Here is a 16,825-nt window from a genome sequence, read left to right as displayed (position 1 = left end):
GGTCACGCCCCCTTCCGAGCCGAACGCTCGGCTGACTTGCTGTGGTTCGGGTTCTCCCAGATGACGGTGCCGCCCTGGCCGAGCCCGATGCACATCGTGGTGATGCCGTACTTGACGTCCGGTCGCTCGGCGAACTGTGCGGCGAGCTGGTTCATCAGCCGGACACCACTCGACGCGAGCGGGTGGCCGACGGCGATCGCGCCGCCCCAGGCGTTCACGTTCGGGGAGTCCTGGGCGATGCCGTAGTTGTCGAGGAACGCGAGCACCTGGACGGCGAACGCCTCGTTGATCTCGAACAGGCCGATGTCGTCGATCGACAGGCCGGCCTTCGACAGGGCCTTGTCGGTCGCGGGGACCGGGCCGACGCCCATGACCTCTGGTTCGACGCCGGCGAAGGCGAACGAGACCATGCGCATCTTCGTCGACAGTCCGTGCTGCTTCGCGCCGTCCTCGGACGCGAGCAGGCTCATGGTGGCACCGTCGTTGAGACCGGCGGCGTTGCCGGCGGTGACCCGTCCGTGGGGCCGGAACGGCGTCTTCAACGCGGCCAGCGCCTCCAGGGTGGTCCCCGGCCGCGGCGGCTCGTCGGTGCTGACGACGTCCCAGCCGTCGCCCTTGTTGACCTCGACCGGGATGACGTCGGGCTGGAGCTTCCCGTTCGCCCAGGCGGCGGCGTAGCGCTGCTGGGACTGGACGGCGTAGGCGTCCGTGCGGTCCTTCGTGATCGCGGGGAAGCGGTCGTGCAGGCGCTCCGCGGTGGCGCCCATGACGAGGGCGTCGCTCGAGACCATCCGCTCCGCGACGAAGCGCGGGTTGGGGTCGGCGTTGAAGCCCATCGGGTGCCGGCCCATGTGCTCGACACCACCGGCGATCGCGATGTCGGCGGCGCCGAAGGCGATGGCGCCGGCGAGCGTCGTGACGCTCGTCATGGCACCGGCGCACATGCGGTCGATCGCGTAGCCGGGCACCGACTTCGGCAGACCCGCGAGCATGCCGACGGTGCGCCCGAGCGTCAGCCCCTGGTCACCCTGCTGCGTGGTGGCCGCGACGGCGACGTCGTCCACCGCTGCGGTGTCGAAGGTGTTCCGGTCGAGCAGTCCGCGCATCGCGTGCACCGCGAGGTCGTCGGACCGGGTCTTCCAGAACACCCCCTTCTCGCCGGCTCGTCCGAACGGTGTGCGAACGCCGTCCACGAACACGACGTCTGATGCCTTTGGCAATCCGGGCCTCCCAGATCCTCATCGATCGGGCCGGAACGCAGGTCGCTCCGGCCTGGCCGGGCCTCGCCCGGCGACCCTCCCGACGCTATGCCCCCAGCCTGGGCGGCCGCATGCCGGTTGGGCAGTTCCTACGACTCGTCGTCGTCCGTCGCCGCGGGCCGCTGTGCAGCAGCCACAAAGGCCGAGGCGATGATCGACGCGAGTTCCTCGACCTGCCACGGGCGGGCGTCGTGCTCGGCGAGGGCGGCGCCGACCAGTTCGGTCGACGGCGGCGACGGCGGGGCCCACGACACGAGCCGGAGCGTCTCCGGCGTGAGCAGGTTCTCGAGCGGGATGTCGAGCTCCTCGGCACGCTTCGTCACCGCGGCGCGCGCGGCCTTGTACCGGCGGTCGGCGGCCGGGTTGCGGTCCGCCCAGGCGCGGGGCGGGGGCAGCGTCGCCTCGCCGGCACCGCGGAGACGGGGGAGGTCCTCGGTGGTGCGGCCTTCCTCGACGGCGGCCCACCAGCGGTCGAGCTCGGATCGGCTGGCGCGGCCCGTGAAGGTCTTCAGCGCGCCGAGTTCGGCGCGGGACTCGGGTGCAGCGGCCGCGGCGGCGACGATCGCCGAGTCGGGGATCGTGCGCCCGGGGGCGATGTCCGCCTGGCGGGCGTACTCGTCACGGGCGAGCCAGAGCGACCGCGCGATCGCCAGTGCTCGCGCACCACGGAGCGCGTGCATGCCGGACAGCCGACGCCAGGGCTCGGCACGGGCGGGCTTCGGCGCACGGTGCAGGACCGCGTCGAACTCCTCCTGCGCGATCCGGGTCTTGCCCGCCTCGTCGAGCTTCTCGGCAAGGGCGTCGCGGAGGTCGGGCAGCAGTTCGACGTCGAGCGACGCGTAGACGAGCCACGACTGCGGCAGGGGACGGGTCGACCAGTCGGCGGCCGAGTGCGCCTTGGCCAGGGTGATGCCGAGCAGCTGCTCGACGACGGCGCCGAGGCCGACGCGGGGGAACCCGGCGATGCGAGCGCCGAGCTCGGTGTCGAAGATGCGCGTCGGGACGAGGCCGACCTCCTGCAGGCACGGCAGGTCCTGCGAGGCGGCGTGGAACAGCCACTCCTCGTCGACGATGGCGGCCTGCAGCTCCGAGAAGTCGCCGATCGGGATCGGGTCGAACAGGAACGCACCGGCACCGCGGCGGAAGACCTGGATCAGGTAGGCGCGCTGCGAGTAGCGGTAGCCGCTGGCGCGCTCGGCGTCGACCGCGACGGGGCCGTGGCCGGCGGCGATGGCGGCGACCGCCTCGAGGTAGTCCTCGCGGGTGTCGATGACCTTGACGGCGTCGTGCGATGCCTCGAAGGCGGGGCTGGCAGCGGGAGCAGTCGAGCCGGCAGCCGTGGCTGCGGGCGCAGCCGGGCCGGTCGATCCAGCGGCGTCCTGGGGAGCGGGGTCGGTCACTTGGCGAGCCTCCTCGGGGCCAGCAGGGTCACGCCGTCCGATGCGGGCGGCAGACCGGCGAGCATGGCGACGATGTCCTGCCAGGCCCGGACGTGTGCGGTGAGGTCGTCGCCGCGTGGTGTCCACGACGCGCGGAGTTCCAGCTGGGCGCCGTCGCCCTGTGCGGCGAGGTCACCGTACCCGCGCGAGATGATCTTGGTGGCCGTGCCCGAGGCGTGGTCGTACGTCGCACCGTGCGACTCGAGCGCGTCGACGAGCCAGCTCCAGGTCACGTCGGCGACGAACTCGTCGACGCCGATCTCCGGCTCGAGCGGCGCCTGGGCGAACGAGACGACACGGAACGCGCCGCCCCAGCCCTCGGGTTCTTCCGGGTCGTACAGGGCGATGAACCGGCCGGTTCCCAGGTCCGACTCGACGCCGTGCGCGGTGCCGGACACGTCCGCCGCCAGGGCGATCGAGAACGGTGCGATCCGGGTCGGCGAGGGGATCTCGGTGACGGTGGTCTCGGCACGGCCGCTGCCGCCGGACACGAACGCGCGGAGCCGCGCGAAGGCGTCGGGCTCTCGGGTTTCGGACACACATGCAGACTAGGCTCCGGGCCATGTCCCGATCCGCGCGACCCGCCGAGGACGTCGTCCAGGAGACCGCTCGATCGGCCGGGTTCATCGCACTCGGCGCCGGTCTGGCAGCTGCCGCGGTGGGGACGGCCGTCATCGGTGGCTTCGTCGCCGCCGTCGCCCGTGCCGTCGTCACCCCCGACCGCAAGCGCAACGAACGCGTCCCGATCCACGCCGTCGACCCGGTCCGGAAGACCGTCACGATCGAGCGCACGGCCGACACCGAGCTGCAGGGCCGCTACTCGCTCTGGTTCGGCGGCGGCACCGGCCACATGCGCGTCGGCGAGGTCCTCGGCACGACCGACACCACCGTCACGCGCCGCATCATCGCGATCGACGCCGGCGATCCGACAGCTGCACGTCGCGGACGCTGGGGCGGCTGGTTCTACCTGACCCCGGGCGAACTCGACGTGCCCGTCGAGGACGTCGACATCCCCACCCCGAACGGCCCCGCCCCCGCCTGGGTCGTCCGCGCCGACGACCCGGCAGCGCCCTGGGCCGTCCTCGTGCACGGCCGTGGCGTCACGCGTGCCGAGACGATCCGCGCCGTCCCCGTCTTCCGCGCCGCCGGGTACTCGGTGGTGCTCGCCTCGTGGCGGAACGACGGTGTCGCCCCGCCGAGCGTCGACGGCCGCTACGGCCTCGGCAGCACCGAGTGGGAGGACGTCGACTCCGTCCTCCGCTGGCTCACCGCGCAGGACGCCCAGAGCGTCGTGCTCATGGGCTGGTCGATGGGCGGCGCCGTCGTGCTGCAGACGCTGCTCCGCTCGCGCTTCGCCGGCCTGGTCGACGGGGTGGTCCTCGAGTCCCCGGTGGTCGACTGGCACGCGGTGCTGAAGTCGCAGAGCCAGCTCCTGCGTCTGCCGCGTCCGGTCCGCAAGGTCGCGCAGCGGCTGCTCCGCACGCCGGTGCTGCACCGGCTCGCCGGGCTCCAGGCTCCTGTGGACCTGCGCGAGCTCGACATGGTCACGCGCTCCGATGAGCTCACGGTGCCGATCCTGCTGCTGCACAGCGACGACGACGGGTTCGTGCCGTCCTCGGCCTCGCACGACCTGGCCCGCGCACGGCCCGACCTGGTGCGGCTCGAGATCCAGACCACGGCCCGGCACACGAAGCTCTGGAACCACGACGCCGACTGGTTCGACGCCCGGATCCTCGCGTGGCTGACCGAGGTGGTCCAGCGGCGCGGGGCGGCCAGCGCGCGGTAGACGCAACCGGAGGAACGGACAGGAGGCGCGGTGCCAGCTGGCACCGCGCCTCCCGTCCGTCAGTGGGTCGCGTCTACGCGACCGCCGCCTGCACCTGCCGCTGGACGCGGCCGAGCATGCCCACCATGCCGCGGATCCGCAGCGGGCTGACCGCCTCGGACAGGCCGATGGTCAGCGGGTAGTCCGTCGGGACGGCGAGCACCTGCTCGACGGTCAGGCCGGACAGGCCCTGCGCCAGGATCGAGGCGAAGCCGCGGGTGGTCGGCGCCTCGCGCGGGGCGGTGGCGTGCATCCGGACCACGTCCGGGGCGTCGCCGTCCTCGCCCACGGTCACGGTGATGAAGACGGGGGACTGGCACTCCTCGACGCGTTCGAGCTCGTCCTCGTGCCCCTGCAGGCGTTCCGGCAGTGCGGGCAGCTCGTTCGAGAACTCGAGCAGGAGCTGCAGGCGGTCCTTCTGGCCCAGGGCGAGGAAGTCGTCGCGGATCTCGGCGAGGGTGGCGGGGAGTGGTGCGTCGGTGCTGGCGTTCATCGGTTCGGAACAGTACCCGGCTCGGATCCCTGCACGATGGGGACGCGGACGGCGCTGCCCCACTCGGTCCACGAGCCGTCGTAGTTGCGGACGTTGTCGTAGCCGAGCAGGTGCTGCAGGACGAACCAGGTGTGGCTCGAGCGCTCACCGATGCGGCAGTAGGCGATCACCTCGTCGGCGTCACCGATGCCGGCGCCGTCACGGTAGACGGCGTCGAGCTCGTCGCGCGACTTGAAGGTGCCGTCGGGGGCGGCGGCCGTCGCCCAGGGGATGTTCACGGCGGTGGGGACGTGGCCGCCGCGTAGCGCGCCCTCTTCAGGGTAGTCGGGCGCGGTCGTGCGCTCCCCGCTGTACTCCGGGGCGCTGCGGACGTCGATGAGCGGCTTGCCGAGGTGCGCGAGGACGTCGTCCTTGAAGGCGCGGACGGGCTGGTCGTGCCGCTCGACGACGGGGTACTCGACGGGCGTGACCGGGGTCTCGTCGGTGGTCAGGGCGCGGTCCTCGGCGATCCACTTGCCGCGACCGCCGTCGAGCAGGCGGACGTCCTCGTGACCGAACAGCGTGAACACCCAGAGGGCGTACGCGGCCCACCAGTTGTTCTTGTCGCCGTAGATCACGACGGTGGTGTCGCGGCCGATGCCCTTGCCGCCGAGGAGCTCGGCGAAGGCGGCGCCGTCGATGTAGTCGCGCTGCACCGGGTCGTTGAGGTCGGTGTGCCAGTCGATCTTCACGGCGCCCGGGATGTGCCCCGTCTCGTAGAGCAGGACGTCCTCGTCGGACTCGACGACCACCAGGTCGGGCGCGCCGGCCCCGGCGTCGAGTTGCTCCTGCAGCCACTCGGTGGAGACGAGGCGCTCCGGGTGCGCGTAGGCGGCGAACTTCTCGGACGGGTCGACCGGTGCGGTCATCGGGGGTACCTCCAGGGGTGCGGGGGAGCGTGGTGCGGGGCGGGCTTGGTGCCCGGGTGCGTGCTGCCGGTGCCGGACTAGGATCGGGCGTCGGTGCCTGTGGGCAACGGTACGCGGACGTACCGTGCTCCTGACGCAACGTGACACCCCACGACATGCTTCCCGGAAGGGTTCCCCGATTGCCCGCTCACCTCGTCGACCGTGATCCCCAGGTGACGCCGCAGCAGATGGCTGCAGCGCTCGTGCCCCCGCCGCAGTTCACGGACGCGTCGTTCGACTCGTACCGGCCGGACCCGGACTACGACTCGCAGGCCTCGGTCCGCGATGCCGTCGCCGCGTTCGTGGCCGCCGGTCCGACGGACGCCCCGCGGCGCGGGCTGTTCGGGCGCCGGAAGCAGGCGGCGGAACCCGCGGCGAAGTCCGGTGTGTACCTGGACGGCGGGTTCGGTGTCGGCAAGACCCACCTGCTCGCAGCCGCCTACCACGCGGCCACCGGCCGGAAGACCTTCGGCACCTTCATCGAGTACACCGCGCTCGTGGGCGCCCTGGGGTTCCAGGGGACCGTCGACCTGCTCCGCGGCACCGCACTGGTGTGCATCGACGAGTTCGAGCTCGACGACCCGGGCGACACGATGGTGATGACCCGGCTCATCAAGGAACTGACCGAGACCGGCACCCGCTTCGCCGCGACGTCGAACACGCCCCCGGGAGCCCTGGGTGAGGGACGCTTCGCCGCGCAGGACTTCCTGCGCGAGATCCAGGCGATGTCGGACCGGTTCGACACCATGCGCATCGACGGCCTGGACTACCGCCGACGCGCCGTGGACGAGTCGGCGCAGGTGGTGTCCGACGTGCCCGCCGCGCTGCCGTCCGGCTCCGTGACGCTCGACGACTTCGGTGCGGTGGTCGCGCACCTGGGTTCCGTGCACCCGTCGAAGTACGTCGCGCTGGTCGAGGACCTCGACGCCGTCGGGCTCACCGACGTCCGGGCGTTCACCGACCAGACCGACGCGCTGCGCTGGGTCGCCCTGGTGGACCGGCTGTACGACGCGCAGGTGCGCATCGTCGCGTCGGGCACCCCGCTCGACCAGGTGTACCCCGACGTGATGCTCGAGGGCGGGTACCGCAAGAAGTACCTGCGCGCGGCGTCCCGCGTGGTGGCGCTCACCCGCGCCTGAGCGTCGCTCGCCGTCAGACCGATCTGTCCACGGCGGTCTCCTGCCCCTCGCGCAGGGGACATCGGGCCGCTGGAAACACGACGTTTACAAACGGCCCGGTCGCGTTACATCCGCGAAACAGTTCGTGCTCCCTCGTGAAACCTCGCCTCGCCAGACTCTGTGACACCCGAGGCGGTCCAAGAGCCGCTCGTGCAATCGAGAGGTGAGCAGATGCTTGATCAGGGCAACACGACGTTCGTGTTGGTGATGGCTGCGCTGGTGTTGTTCATGACACCCGGCCTGGCCTTCTTCTACGGCGGCTTGGTGAAGGCCAAGTCCGTCATCTCCATGATGATGATGTCGTTCGGTGCGATCGCGCTCGTGAGCGTGCTCTGGGTGGTCTACGGCTACGCGATCGCCTTCGCCAACCACGGCGACGGCACGGCGGTCTCCGGCGTGGTCGGGTTCTTCAGCATCGACTGGAACCAGATCGGTCTCGGCCAGGCCTTCGAGGAAGCGCAGTCCTCGAACATCCAGGCGGCGTACCCGTCGATGGCCTTCGTCGGCTTCCAGGCGACGTTCGCGATCATCACCGTCGCCCTCATCTCCGGCGCCATCGCCGACCGCGCCAAGTTCGGCGCGTGGATGGTCTTCGCCGGCGTCTGGGTGACGGTCGTCTACTTCCCGGTCGCCTCGTGGGTCTTCAACCTGACCTCGGGCTGGGCCGCCACGTGGGGCGTCATCGACTTCGCCGGTGGCACCGCGGTGCACATCAACGCCGGTGCAGCGGGTCTCGCCCTGGCGATCGTGCTCGGCAAGCGCGTCGGCTTCGCCAAGGGTGCCCACAAGCCGCACAACCCGCCCTTCGTCCTGCTCGGTGCCGCCATCCTGTGGTTCGGCTGGTTCGGCTTCAACGCCGGCTCCGAGGGTGCTGCTGACGGCATCGCCGCGATCGCCTGGGTGAACACCCTCGCCGCCCCGGCCGCCGCCATCCTCGGCTGGCTGCTCATCGAGAAGCTCAAGGACGGCAAGGCCACCTCTGTCGGTGCCGCATCGGGTGCCGTCACCGGCCTCGTCGCGATCACCCCGGCCTGTGCCGCGCTGACCCCGGGCTGGGGCATCCTGCTCGGCTTCCTCGCCGGCATCGTCTGCTGCTTCGCGATCGACTGGAAGTACCGCCTGGGCTTCGACGACTCGCTCGACGTGGTCGGCGTCCACCTGGTCGGCGGCATCTTCGGCACGCTGTTCCTCGGCTTCTTCGCCAACGACACCGGCCTGATCTACTCGGGCTCGTTCGAGCAGCTCGGCAAGCAGGCGGCCGCAGCGGGCGCCGTCGGCGCGTACTCGTTCGTCCTGGCCTTCGTCATCGGCTGGATCATCGAGAAGACGATGGGCTTCCGCGTCAAGACCGAGGACGAGGTCGCCGGCATCGACACCGCGGTCCACGGCGAAGAGGGCTACGTCCTCTACGAGCAGACCGACGACAGCCCGGTCAGCGTCCGCTAGTCACCAGGCACCACCCGCACGACGACGGGCCCCGCGCACACAGCAGCGCGGGGCCCGTCGTCGTTCCGTGGGTCGCGTTCTCGACGTGACCACGGCCGGGAGGCGCAGTGCGGGTCGGACCCGCACCGCGCCTCCCGGCTGTGCCCTGCTTTCCGGGCTCAGCTCACCACGCGTAGTCCTCCGGCGAGGTCTCGTGCCCCGGGAAGATCTCGTCGAGACGGTCCAGCGCACGCTGGTCGAGGCGGATGTCGACGGCGCGGACCGCGGACTCCCACTGCTCCATCGTGCGGGGGCCTGTGATCGGCGCGGTGACGCCGGGCTGGTGCAGCAGCCAGGCGAGGGCCAGCTCGCCGGGCGTGTGGCCGAGCTCCTTCGCGAACGACTCGTACGACTGCAGCTGATCGCGGTGCGCTTCGACGTACTCGGCGCTGCGGCCGGAGAGCCGGCGGGAGCCGTTCTCGGTCTTCTCGATGACGCCGCCGAGCAGGCCGCCCTGCAGCGGCGACCAGGGGATCACGCCGAGGCCGTACGCGCGGGCGGCGGGCAGGACCTCGCGCTCGACGTCGCGGACCACGAGGTTGTAGATCGACTGCTCGCTGACCAGGCCGAAGGTGTTCCGGCGCTTCGCTGCCTCCTGGGCCTGGGCGATGTGCCACCCGGCGAAGTTCGACGAGCCGACGTACAGGACCTTGCCCTGCTGCACGGCGACGTCGATCGCCTGCCAGATCTCGTCCCACGGCGTCGCACGGTCGACGTGGTGGAACTGGTACAGGTCGATGTGGTCGGTCTGCAGCCGCTGCAGGCTCGCGTCGAGCGACTGCCGGATGTTCAGGGCGCTGAGCTTGCCGCCGTTCGGCCAGTCGGTCATCTCGCCGTAGACCTTCGTGGCGAGGACCGTCTTCTCGCGGCGACCGCCGCCCTTGGCGAACCACCGTCCGATGATCTCCTCGGTGGCACCCTTGCCCACCGAGCCGCCGTAGCCGTTGGCGGTGTCGAAGAAGTTGACGCCGAGCTCGTGGGCCCGGTCCATGATCGCGTGCGAGTCGTCCTCGCTGGTCTCCGGGCCGAAGTTCATCGTGCCGAGCACGGCGCGGGAGACGGACAGACCGGTGCGACCGAGGTGTGTGTAGTCCATGAGACGGGTCTACTCGTGACGCCCTGGTGGCGCCAGGCCCTGGGAGTACCGGTCGGCGCTTGGCGCTGGTTGGTGCTTGGTGCTCGTTGTGCTGGTCGGAGTAGTCAGGGAGGACCACTCGAGAGGAGCAGCCATGCCAGCCAAGGACGAGATCCCCAGCACCCTGCAGCGGTCCCCGGAGCACGCGCAGGAGATCTTCGAGAAGACACTGGACTCGGCGAACGAGACGTACGGCCCGGGTGAGCGGGCGCACCGCACGGCGTTCGCCGCCGTGAAGCACGAGTACGAGAAGGTCGGCGACCACTGGGAGGAGAAGGAGTCCTCCGGGCCGTCCGACTCCGGTGCCGCCGGTTCGCGTGGTGCTGGCTCGGGCTCATCCGGGAAGACCGAGGGCGGTGTCGACGCGAACGCCTCGAAGGCGCACCTCATGGACGTCGCGAAGCGGCTCGACGTCAGCGGCCGCTCGAAGATGACGAAGGACGAGCTGGTCGAGGCGATCGGCAAGGCGAACGACCGCGCGACCGCTGCCGCGCGGAAGTGACCGTCGCGCGTGCCGTGCATGCCCCGCTCGGCATGCGGCGGTGGGGTGAGGGGGTAACGTGCCGACGATGAACATCCCAGCACTCCGCGGCAGCCGGATCCTCGGGTTCGGACACCACCAGCCCGAACGCGTCCTGACCAACGACGAGCTCTCGACGATGGTCGACACGAACGACGAGTGGATCCGCACCCGCACCGGGATCCAGACCCGTCGGATCGCCGGTCCAGACGACACCGTCACGTCGTTGGCCATCGAGGCCGGACGCCGTGCCCTCGCCGACGCCGGGGTGTCGCCCTCGGCCGTCGGACTCGTCATCGTCGCCTCCACCACCCACCAGGACCGCGCCCCGTACACGGCAGGCCGCGTCGCCGCCGCACTGGGCATGACGAACGGCCCGGCGCCGATCGACATCAACACCGCGTGCAGCGGGTTCGAGTACGCGCTCGGGCTCGCCGACCAGTCCATCCGCACCGGTTCCGCCGACGTCGCGCTCGTCATCGGATCCGAGGTGCTGTCCGGCATCGCCGACTGGACCGACCGGTCGACGTGCGTGCTCGTCGGTGACGGGGCCGGTGCCGCCGTGCTCGGGGTCGCCGAGACGCCCGAGATCGGCCCGGTGTCGTGGGGGAGCGTGCCGCACCTGCTCGACGCCGTGCGTGTCGAAGGGTCGCCGGGGCGCTTCAACCAGGAGGGTCGCTCGATCTACCGGTGGGCCATCACCGAGGCCGAGGGGCACGCCCGCAAGGTCGTCGAGGCCGCCGGACTCACGATGGACGACATCGAGGTGTTCGCGTTCCACCAGGCGAACCTGCGGATCATCGAGCCGCTCGTCACCGCGCTCGGTGGGGAATCGAAGTTCGTCATCCGCGACGTCGTCGAGTCCGGGAACACCTCGGCCGCGAGTGTGCCGCTCGGCCTGTCGAAGGCCTGGGAGCGCGGCGACCTCCCGGAGGGGGTGCCGGCCCTGCTGTTCGGGTTCGGTGGCGGGTTCGCCCACGCCGGGCAGGTCGTGACGACGCCGGTGCGGTCCTTCTAGGACACGGAATTCGACGAAGACACAGGGACGGCCCGGGCAGCGTGCCCGGGCCGTTCTGCGTCAGCGCTTCGGACGCTGGTTCAGCGCTTCGCGCAAGGGTTCATCGCTTCGAGCGGGGGTCGTCCTGCCCCGGCTCGGTCCAGAGGTCCTGGTCCTTGCCCGCGCCGCGCTTCCACGGCAGGGCACGCCGGGTCTTCTCGGCAGTCGGTGTGACCGTCAGCACGATCGGGAACTCCGCCGGCGGCATCCCGAATCCGGTCCGTGACGCCTGGATCACCTTGCGCCCGAGGGCGTGGTTCCCCAGACCGCCGACCGCCGCTCCGATGCCGAACGGCAGCGCGCGGCCGAGGACGGAACCGCCCTGCCGGATGGCGAAGCGCTTGATGAACTGGTCGCGGACCTGTCCACCGATGCCGTTGACGACCTGCTTCGGCAGCGAGGACGTCACCATCTCGCCCCAGAACGCGGTCCGGGCCTGACCGCCGGCGGCCTGTCCGGCGAGCTGCTTGATGAGCTGCGTGCCCGGTGCGCCGAGGATCATCGCCATCACCAGCGTGCGGGCGCGCTCCGGGTCGTCCAGCGCGATGCCGTGCACCTCGGTCACCGACTGAGCGAACAGTGCGGTGGTCTCCAGGAACCCGACCGTCTCGGCGCCGCTCAGTCCGAGCGCAGCGGCCATCCCGACGCCGGGGATCACCGCGCTCGCACCGACCGCGGCACCGCCGGTCGTCACCGCTGCCAGGTACTGCCGCTCGAGGATCTGGATCACCTCGGCGGGGGTCGCGTCGGGCTTGCGGCGACGGATCGCGTTGACGTGCGCGACCACGACGGGACGCTGCACACTGATGACCCGATCGAGCCACTTCGCCCAGCCCGTGGGCTGGACCTGCTGCGTTCGGGGGTCGGACGTGGTGGGGGAGACCGGTGCGGTCGGCAGGGGCACGATCGACTGGTCCTTCGGGGCGCGGGCCATGCGATCACCGTACGCCGCACACGTGAGAGGCTCGCTGGATGGACACCGACCCCGCGCAGCGAGCCCTCGACGATGCCCGTCGTGCAGCCGGGTTCCTGCCGGTCGCACAGGTCATCGCCCTCGCGCCCGAGGTCCGGGTGCTCGATCCGGCGTCCGTCCTGATCGGGGTGGGCGTGTCGGTCCTGCCTGGCGTGGTGCTGTACCCGTCCACGACGCTCGAGACCTGTCACGGTGGGGCGATCACGCTGGCTACCGGTGCCCGCTTGGGCCCCGGACCCGTGACCGTCGTGGCGTCTGCGGCGACGGTGCACATCGGGGAGGGCGCCGAACTCGGCCCGGGCCCCGTCACCGTCGTCGCGGACGGGGCCGACGTCGTGATCGGTGGTCGGGCTCGCCTGACGGCCGGGTGTCTCGTCGAGGGGCCGGCGCGGATCGGTGTGGGCGCGCAGGTGCTCGGGCCGGTGTCCGTGCGCGACGTCGAGCTCGAGGACGGCGGCGACCACCGCGAACCCGACCCGGACCACCGCGGCGGCGTGGTGAAGGGCACCGGGCCGGTCCGTGGGGTGCGCGTGGGGCTCGGCGAGGTCGTGGTCGGTGGGGCACTGGACATCGGGGCGTCCTCCGGTCGGCCGCGGATCGAGCGTCAGCGCACGTACCACCCGGATGCGCCGCGTCGTCCGCGCTGATCGTCGAACACGCAGCCTCAGCACGGGACACCCACCCGCCGGAGGGCAGCCCGCACCCGGTCGGGCTGCATCAGGTCGGCCCACGAGAGCCGCACGACCGCCCGGACCTCGGGGAACGACCGGATGAAGTCCTCACGCCGCTTCTCGCGCCAGTGCGCGTCCGCGGTGGAGCGCCCGTCGAGCAGCACCGGGTCCTCGTACTTCGCGCGGCCGTCGACCTCGACCACGACGCCTTGGTCCGGGAACCAGAAGTCCACGACCGCCGTGGCCGATCCGGCCCGGGCGAACACGTGCTGCTGCACCGGCTCCGGCACCCCGAGCTCCCGGAAGCGCACGCGGCACACCGACTCCGCCGGTGACCCCGACAGCGCCGAACCCATCCCCACCGCAATCCGCGCCTTCGTCCGGGCGAAGACCAGCGATGTGAGTTCCGCGTCCAGCGCCTCACGGTCGGCGAGCCGACGGGAGAGCACGGCATCGACGACGGGGAGTGCTTCGAGCAAGGAGCGCGTGGCAGCGACGTCGATGGCGGTCCTCGCGGCCGTCGTCGTGGGGGTCGCCTGCTGATCGACGAGGACTGCGGGCGCTCGCCCCTGTGCACCGTGCCGGACGAACCACGCCGTGACACGGGTGTGCGTCGTGGTCGGATCGGCGAGGTGCACCTTGGGTGGTGCTGCCCCGATCAACGGGAGCCCGAGGACCGCGCAGGCAGACTGGTGTGAGACGACATCGGTCGCGCGGAGTCGGTGCGCCGCGGCACGAACGAGCACGTGGTGCTGCTCACCGGGGTGCATCCCGTCGAGTGCGTGCGAGCGGACGAGGACGCCGGGGCGGAGGCGTTCGTACCGTCCGCGGCGGACATCGCGCTCGAGTGCGCGGCGTTCGGCGGAGGTCGCCCCCGTCGTGCGGATCAGTTCGACGTCGTTCGCTCTGGACATGCCACCAGGCTCGCCGAAGATCGTGGTCCAGCTCCCGCCGTAGTCCGATCTGTGGAGAGACGGGCGGCGACGACGATCTGTGCAGGACTGACCAGCTGCAATGCGCGTGCATCTTGCGACGATCCACGCGTCGAACGACTCGTGCCTTGTCGTCACATGCACACGCAACCTCTGCGTACACATCTTCCGACGATCCACGCCGAGAACGACTGGTGGAATGTCGCAGAACGGGTGCGAAGCAGCCGCGCCCCGCGCTACACCCGCGCGAGCTCCGCCCGCAGCGGCAGGTCCTGCTCCTCGAGGATGACCTGCGCGCCCACGGCCGTCCGGGCGTTCACGACGATCGGCGCGAGCAGGTTGACCGTGGTGCCGGACGCCCCGGGGTTCGCGACCACCAGCAGCATCGCGTCGGCGGGGTCGGTCAGCCCGAGCCCGGCGGCCTGCTCGTCGGTGAGCTCCGGCGCGTACGACGGCAGGTGCACCGCGGCGTCGAGCAGGAACAGCCGCGCGTCGTCGCCGACGAGCGTGAACAGCCCCTCGGCGCCCTCGACCGGCGAGAGCTCGAAGGCCGCGGCGGGAGCGAGCCCGAACGGCGGGACGGCGAAGGTCAGGGAGATGCTCATCGGAGGTAGTCCATCAGGGTCGGCTGCAGGACCTTCGCGGTGACGGCGAGGGCTGCCTGGTAGTTGGTCTGCTGCACCTGCAGGTCGAGGACGGCCTTGGCGAGGTCGACGTCCTCGATGTCGGCGCGGCGGCTCTCGAGCGAGACGGTCGCCGACTTCAGCGAGTCCTGCGCCGTGAGCGCGGCGGCGTGCCGGATCCCGACGTCGGCCTGGGCGCCGCGGACGGTCCCGAGTGCGCCGTCCACGTCGTTGATCCGAGCGTTCACGTTCACCCCGTTCTGCAGGTCGTTGACGATGGAGTCGATCACCGCGAACACCGAGTCGTCGCCGGACCCGAAGACCGCGGTGCCGGCGGTGTCGACGCGCACGGTCGTGCCGTCACCGATCCGCCGGGACACGTCGGTGCCGGCGGCCGCCCAGCCCGTGGCGGGGTCGTAGGCAGCAGCGGCCGTCGACGATCCCGCGAACACCGAGCGGGTGCCGTAGGTGGTGTTGGCCCGCGCCTCGAGGTCCGCCTTGAGCGACTTGAACTGCGTGACGAAGGCGTCGCGGTTCGTGTCGCTCATGGTGCCGGAGTTCGCGGCCTGCACGGTGAGGTCGCGGACGCTGTTGAGCACCGAGTAGACGCTGGACAGGGCACTGTCGGTCGTCGCGAGCCAGGCCGCGGCGTCGTTCGCGTTCCGCGAGTACTGCGCTGCAGCGGCCTGCTCCTTGCGCACCTGCATCGACGACGCGGTGCCGACCGGGTCGTCCGAGGGCTTCTGGATCGCACGCAGCGTCGTGGCCTGGTCGGTGAGCTCGGCGACCCGCGCGGCACCGGCCTGCAGCCGGGCCGACGCGGCCGCCATCGACATCTGGGTGGTCACACGGGTGATCACGATCAGCCCCTCCCGACGAGTCCGACGCGGTTGATGATGGTGTCGAGCATCTCGTCGACCGCGGTCAGGACGCGCGCCGCGCCCTGGTACGCGTGCTGGTAGCTCAGCAGGTTGACGTTCTCCTCGTCGAGGTCGACGCCGGCGCTCGACTGCTGCTGGGTGCGTGCGTTGGTGAGCGCGAGTCCGGTCATCGTGGATTCCGACGTCGCCGACCTGGAGGCGGTGCCCACCCCCGCCACGAACGTCGCCCAGACCTGGTCGGCACCGTCCGACGACGCCCCGAGTCGCGCGAGCGCGTCGGCGAACGAGTCGTCGAGTTCCCCCGCCGCGTTCCGCGTCGCCAGCCCACTGGCGTCCGTGGGGACGACGCCGAGCGCCTGGGCGGCCGGGACGCCGGTCGCCAGGGAGAAGAAGGGTGCGCCGGTGGTACCGGCCGGGGTGGTCCCGGCGGCGTGCAGGGTGTTCACGGTGGTGGCGAGCCGCGTGGCCACGGCGTCGTAGGACGCGGAGGCCTCGGCGAGTGCGCCGCCGGTACCGGTGCCGGACGCCGGCGCGAGGACCGCGAGGGCGCCGCCGATGGAGCCGCCGCTCAGCCCGACCGCCCCGGCCGTTCCGGTGGTCCAGGTCAGGGTGACGGCGGTGCCGTCGGCCAGACGCTCGCCGCCGCCGAGGGCGACCGAGCGGGCGTCGGTGCCCTGCACGAGCGGGTTGCCGCCGAGGAGCACGTCGACCGTGCCGTCGGCGTTCGTCCGGGTGGTGCCGCCGGCGAGCGTGGCGATCTGCTGCGTGAGTTGGTCGCGCTGGTCGAGCAGCTCGTTGGCGGTGCCGCCCGAGGCGAGCGCGGTGCGGATCCGGCCGTTCAGGTCGGCGACCTGCTCCGCGGCACCGTTCAGCTGGGCGACCTGCCCGGTCAGGGTGCCGCGCACCGAGGACCACTGCGCGTCGACGGCCTTCGAGCCGGCGGCCAGCGCGGAGACCACGGTGCCGGCGGCCCCGAGCACCGCGCTGGCGGCACCCGGGTCGTCGGGGTGGCTGGCGAGCTCGCTCCAGGACGACCAGAACGCGTCGAGCTTGGCGCTCAGGCCGTCCTTGCCGGGCTCGTGCAACCCGGTCTCGAGGGCGGAGAGCGCCGTGGCGCGGGCGTCGGCGTAGGCGGACGAACCGGCGGCGACGCGGACGCCGGCGTCGAGCGTGAGGGACGCCAGGCGGGCGATGCCGTCGACCGAGACACCCTGGCCGGCGAGGGCCGCGGTGCCCCGCATGAACCCGGTCTGGGTCGCGGGGATCGAGTTCTGCGTGACGCGCTGCCGCGTGTACCCGGCGGTGCCGGCGTTCGCGATGTTCTGGCCGGTGACGTCGATGCCGGCACGGGCGGCGGCGAGGCCCGAGTACGCGGTCGCGAGGGATCCGAAGGTGCTGACCACGGTG

17 protein-coding genes are annotated in these 16,825 nt (G+C 71.7%); 6 read left to right on the top strand and 11 right to left on the bottom strand.

The genetic code is table 11. From position 1 onward, the window contains the following. Window positions 1-2: 2 nt before the first annotated feature. The 3 genes from DEJ04_RS02595 to DEJ04_RS02585 all read right to left on the bottom strand — a co-directional run bounded on the left by DEJ04_RS02595 (window position 3) and on the right by DEJ04_RS02585 (window position 3,237). The gene (locus tag DEJ04_RS02595) at window positions 3-1,220 is read right to left on the bottom strand and encodes a thiolase family protein (RefSeq protein WP_110863846.1); all 1,218 of its coding nucleotides are present in this window, start codon (window positions 1,218-1,220) and stop codon (window positions 3-5) included. Between the two features lie 128 nt (window positions 1,221-1,348). Then, window positions 1,349-2,659, bottom strand: a complete 1,311-nt coding sequence (locus tag DEJ04_RS02590; RefSeq protein ID WP_375334721.1) for an HRDC domain-containing protein — start codon at window positions 2,657-2,659, stop codon at window positions 1,349-1,351. Beyond that, a complete protein-coding gene (locus DEJ04_RS02585) occupies window positions 2,656-3,237 on the bottom strand; it encodes a DUF3000 domain-containing protein (protein WP_017886108.1) in 582 nt (193 codons plus the stop codon). Before DEJ04_RS02585 ends, DEJ04_RS02590 begins: the two co-directional genes overlap by 4 nt. A gap of 23 nt (window positions 3,238-3,260) precedes the next feature. On the opposite strand from DEJ04_RS02585, the gene DEJ04_RS02580 reads away from it, so the two are divergent. Further along, window positions 3,261-4,484 carry an alpha/beta fold hydrolase gene (locus DEJ04_RS02580; RefSeq protein WP_146247938.1) on the top strand — a complete coding sequence of 408 codons (1,224 nt, stop codon included), beginning with the start codon at window positions 3,261-3,263 and terminating at the stop codon, window positions 4,482-4,484. A 73-nt stretch (window positions 4,485-4,557) separates the two neighbouring features. On the opposite strand, the gene DEJ04_RS02575 is transcribed toward DEJ04_RS02580, so the two are convergent. Together DEJ04_RS02575 and DEJ04_RS02570 are read right to left on the bottom strand one after the other, a co-directional pair. Beyond that, window positions 4,558-5,016 (bottom strand): SufE family protein, encoded by a 459-nt coding sequence (locus DEJ04_RS02575; protein ID WP_027465483.1) that lies wholly within the window; start codon window positions 5,014-5,016, stop codon window positions 4,558-4,560. Beyond that, window positions 5,013-5,924: a sulfurtransferase gene (locus tag DEJ04_RS02570; RefSeq protein ID WP_111046147.1), complete on the bottom strand. Its 912-nt coding sequence runs from the start codon at window positions 5,922-5,924 to the stop codon at window positions 5,013-5,015. Before DEJ04_RS02570 ends, DEJ04_RS02575 begins: the two co-directional genes overlap by 4 nt. 155 nt (window positions 5,925-6,079) lie before the next feature. Between DEJ04_RS02570 and zapE the strand changes: the two genes are divergently transcribed. Together zapE and DEJ04_RS02560 are read left to right on the top strand one after the other, a co-directional pair. Next, window positions 6,080-7,102: a cell division protein ZapE gene (gene zapE, locus DEJ04_RS02565; protein ID WP_111046146.1), complete on the top strand. Its 1,023-nt coding sequence runs from the start codon at window positions 6,080-6,082 to the stop codon at window positions 7,100-7,102. A 210-nt stretch (window positions 7,103-7,312) separates the two neighbouring features. Further along, window positions 7,313-8,587, top strand: a complete 1,275-nt coding sequence (locus DEJ04_RS02560) for an ammonium transporter (RefSeq protein ID WP_111030006.1) — start codon at window positions 7,313-7,315, stop codon at window positions 8,585-8,587. A 163-nt stretch (window positions 8,588-8,750) separates the two neighbouring features. Here DEJ04_RS02560 and DEJ04_RS02555 read toward each other — a convergent pair whose 3' ends face one another. After that, window positions 8,751-9,722 carry an aldo/keto reductase gene (locus tag DEJ04_RS02555; RefSeq protein WP_111046145.1) on the bottom strand — a complete coding sequence of 324 codons (972 nt, stop codon included), beginning with the start codon at window positions 9,720-9,722 and terminating at the stop codon, window positions 8,751-8,753. 133 nt (window positions 9,723-9,855) lie between these two features. Here DEJ04_RS02555 and DEJ04_RS02550 point away from each other — a divergent pair, with 133 nt between their 5' ends. After that, entirely contained in the window at window positions 9,856-10,263 is a 408-nt protein-coding gene (locus DEJ04_RS02550; RefSeq protein WP_110863841.1) for a ChaB family protein, read from the top strand. Window positions 10,264-10,330: 67 nt separating this feature from the next. Further along, on the top strand, window positions 10,331-11,299 hold the full coding sequence (locus DEJ04_RS02545) for a beta-ketoacyl-ACP synthase III (protein ID WP_071403937.1): 969 nt from the start codon (window positions 10,331-10,333) through the stop codon (window positions 11,297-11,299). Window positions 11,300-11,399: 100 nt separating this feature from the next. Here the strand turns inward: DEJ04_RS02545 and DEJ04_RS02540 are convergent, their stop codons facing one another. Continuing rightward, on the bottom strand, window positions 11,400-12,272 hold the full coding sequence (locus tag DEJ04_RS02540) for a hypothetical protein (protein WP_181437709.1): 873 nt from the start codon (window positions 12,270-12,272) through the stop codon (window positions 11,400-11,402). A gap of 38 nt (window positions 12,273-12,310) precedes the next feature. Between DEJ04_RS02540 and DEJ04_RS02535 the strand changes: the two genes are divergently transcribed. Then, window positions 12,311-12,958: a hypothetical protein gene (locus DEJ04_RS02535; RefSeq protein WP_111046144.1), complete on the top strand. Its 648-nt coding sequence runs from the start codon at window positions 12,311-12,313 to the stop codon at window positions 12,956-12,958. Between the two features lie 17 nt (window positions 12,959-12,975). Here the strand turns inward: DEJ04_RS02535 and DEJ04_RS02530 are convergent, their stop codons facing one another. From DEJ04_RS02530 to flgK, 4 genes are all read right to left on the bottom strand, one after another. Beyond that, a complete protein-coding gene (locus DEJ04_RS02530) occupies window positions 12,976-13,896 on the bottom strand; it encodes a hypothetical protein (protein WP_111046143.1) in 921 nt (306 codons plus the stop codon). Between the two features lie 254 nt (window positions 13,897-14,150). Continuing rightward, the gene (gene fliW, locus DEJ04_RS02525) at window positions 14,151-14,519 is read right to left on the bottom strand and encodes a flagellar assembly protein FliW (protein WP_071403934.1); all 369 of its coding nucleotides are present in this window, start codon (window positions 14,517-14,519) and stop codon (window positions 14,151-14,153) included. Next, the gene (flgL, locus tag DEJ04_RS02520; protein ID WP_071403933.1) at window positions 14,516-15,397 is read right to left on the bottom strand and encodes a flagellar hook-associated protein FlgL; all 882 of its coding nucleotides are present in this window, start codon (window positions 15,395-15,397) and stop codon (window positions 14,516-14,518) included. The genes fliW and flgL overlap by 4 nt, the downstream gene beginning before the upstream one ends. Before the next feature lie 2 nt (window positions 15,398-15,399). Further along, window positions 15,400-16,821 (bottom strand): flagellar hook-associated protein FlgK, encoded by a 1,422-nt coding sequence (gene flgK, locus DEJ04_RS02515; RefSeq protein ID WP_111046142.1) that lies wholly within the window; start codon window positions 16,819-16,821, stop codon window positions 15,400-15,402. Window positions 16,822-16,825: the final 4 nt, after the last annotated feature.

This window comes from Curtobacterium sp. MCLR17_044 (assembly GCF_003234435.1).
Classification (GTDB): Bacteria; Actinomycetota; Actinomycetes; order Actinomycetales; family Microbacteriaceae; genus Curtobacterium; species Curtobacterium flaccumfaciens.
Note: the sequence above shows the minus strand (reverse complement) of the source record. Positions and strands in the feature narration are given on the sequence as shown.

What these genes read in the sequence shown, in the direction of transcription:
- DEJ04_RS02580 (WP_146247938.1), top strand. Translation starts at nt 3,261, where the DNA reads ATGTCCCGATCCGCGCGACCCGCCGAGGACGTCGTCCAGGAGACCGCT.
- DEJ04_RS02575 (WP_027465483.1), bottom strand. Translation starts at nt 5,016, where the DNA reads ATGAACGCCAGCACCGACGCACCACTCCCCGCCACCCTCGCCGAGATC.
- DEJ04_RS02570 (WP_111046147.1), bottom strand. Translation starts at nt 5,924, where the DNA reads ATGACCGCACCGGTCGACCCGTCCGAGAAGTTCGCCGCCTACGCGCAC.
- zapE (WP_111046146.1), top strand. Translation starts at nt 6,080, where the DNA reads ATGCTTCCCGGAAGGGTTCCCCGATTGCCCGCTCACCTCGTCGACCGT.
- DEJ04_RS02560 (WP_111030006.1), top strand. Translation starts at nt 7,313, where the DNA reads ATGCTTGATCAGGGCAACACGACGTTCGTGTTGGTGATGGCTGCGCTG.
- DEJ04_RS02555 (WP_111046145.1), bottom strand. Translation starts at nt 9,722, where the DNA reads ATGGACTACACACACCTCGGTCGCACCGGTCTGTCCGTCTCCCGCGCC.
- DEJ04_RS02550 (WP_110863841.1), top strand. Translation starts at nt 9,856, where the DNA reads ATGCCAGCCAAGGACGAGATCCCCAGCACCCTGCAGCGGTCCCCGGAG.
- DEJ04_RS02545 (WP_071403937.1), top strand. Translation starts at nt 10,331, where the DNA reads ATGAACATCCCAGCACTCCGCGGCAGCCGGATCCTCGGGTTCGGACAC.
- DEJ04_RS02540 (WP_181437709.1), bottom strand. Translation starts at nt 12,272, where the DNA reads ATGGCCCGCGCCCCGAAGGACCAGTCGATCGTGCCCCTGCCGACCGCA.
- DEJ04_RS02535 (WP_111046144.1), top strand. Translation starts at nt 12,311, where the DNA reads ATGGACACCGACCCCGCGCAGCGAGCCCTCGACGATGCCCGTCGTGCA.
- DEJ04_RS02530 (WP_111046143.1), bottom strand. Translation starts at nt 13,896, where the DNA reads ATGTCCAGAGCGAACGACGTCGAACTGATCCGCACGACGGGGGCGACC.
- fliW (WP_071403934.1), bottom strand. Translation starts at nt 14,519, where the DNA reads ATGAGCATCTCCCTGACCTTCGCCGTCCCGCCGTTCGGGCTCGCTCCC.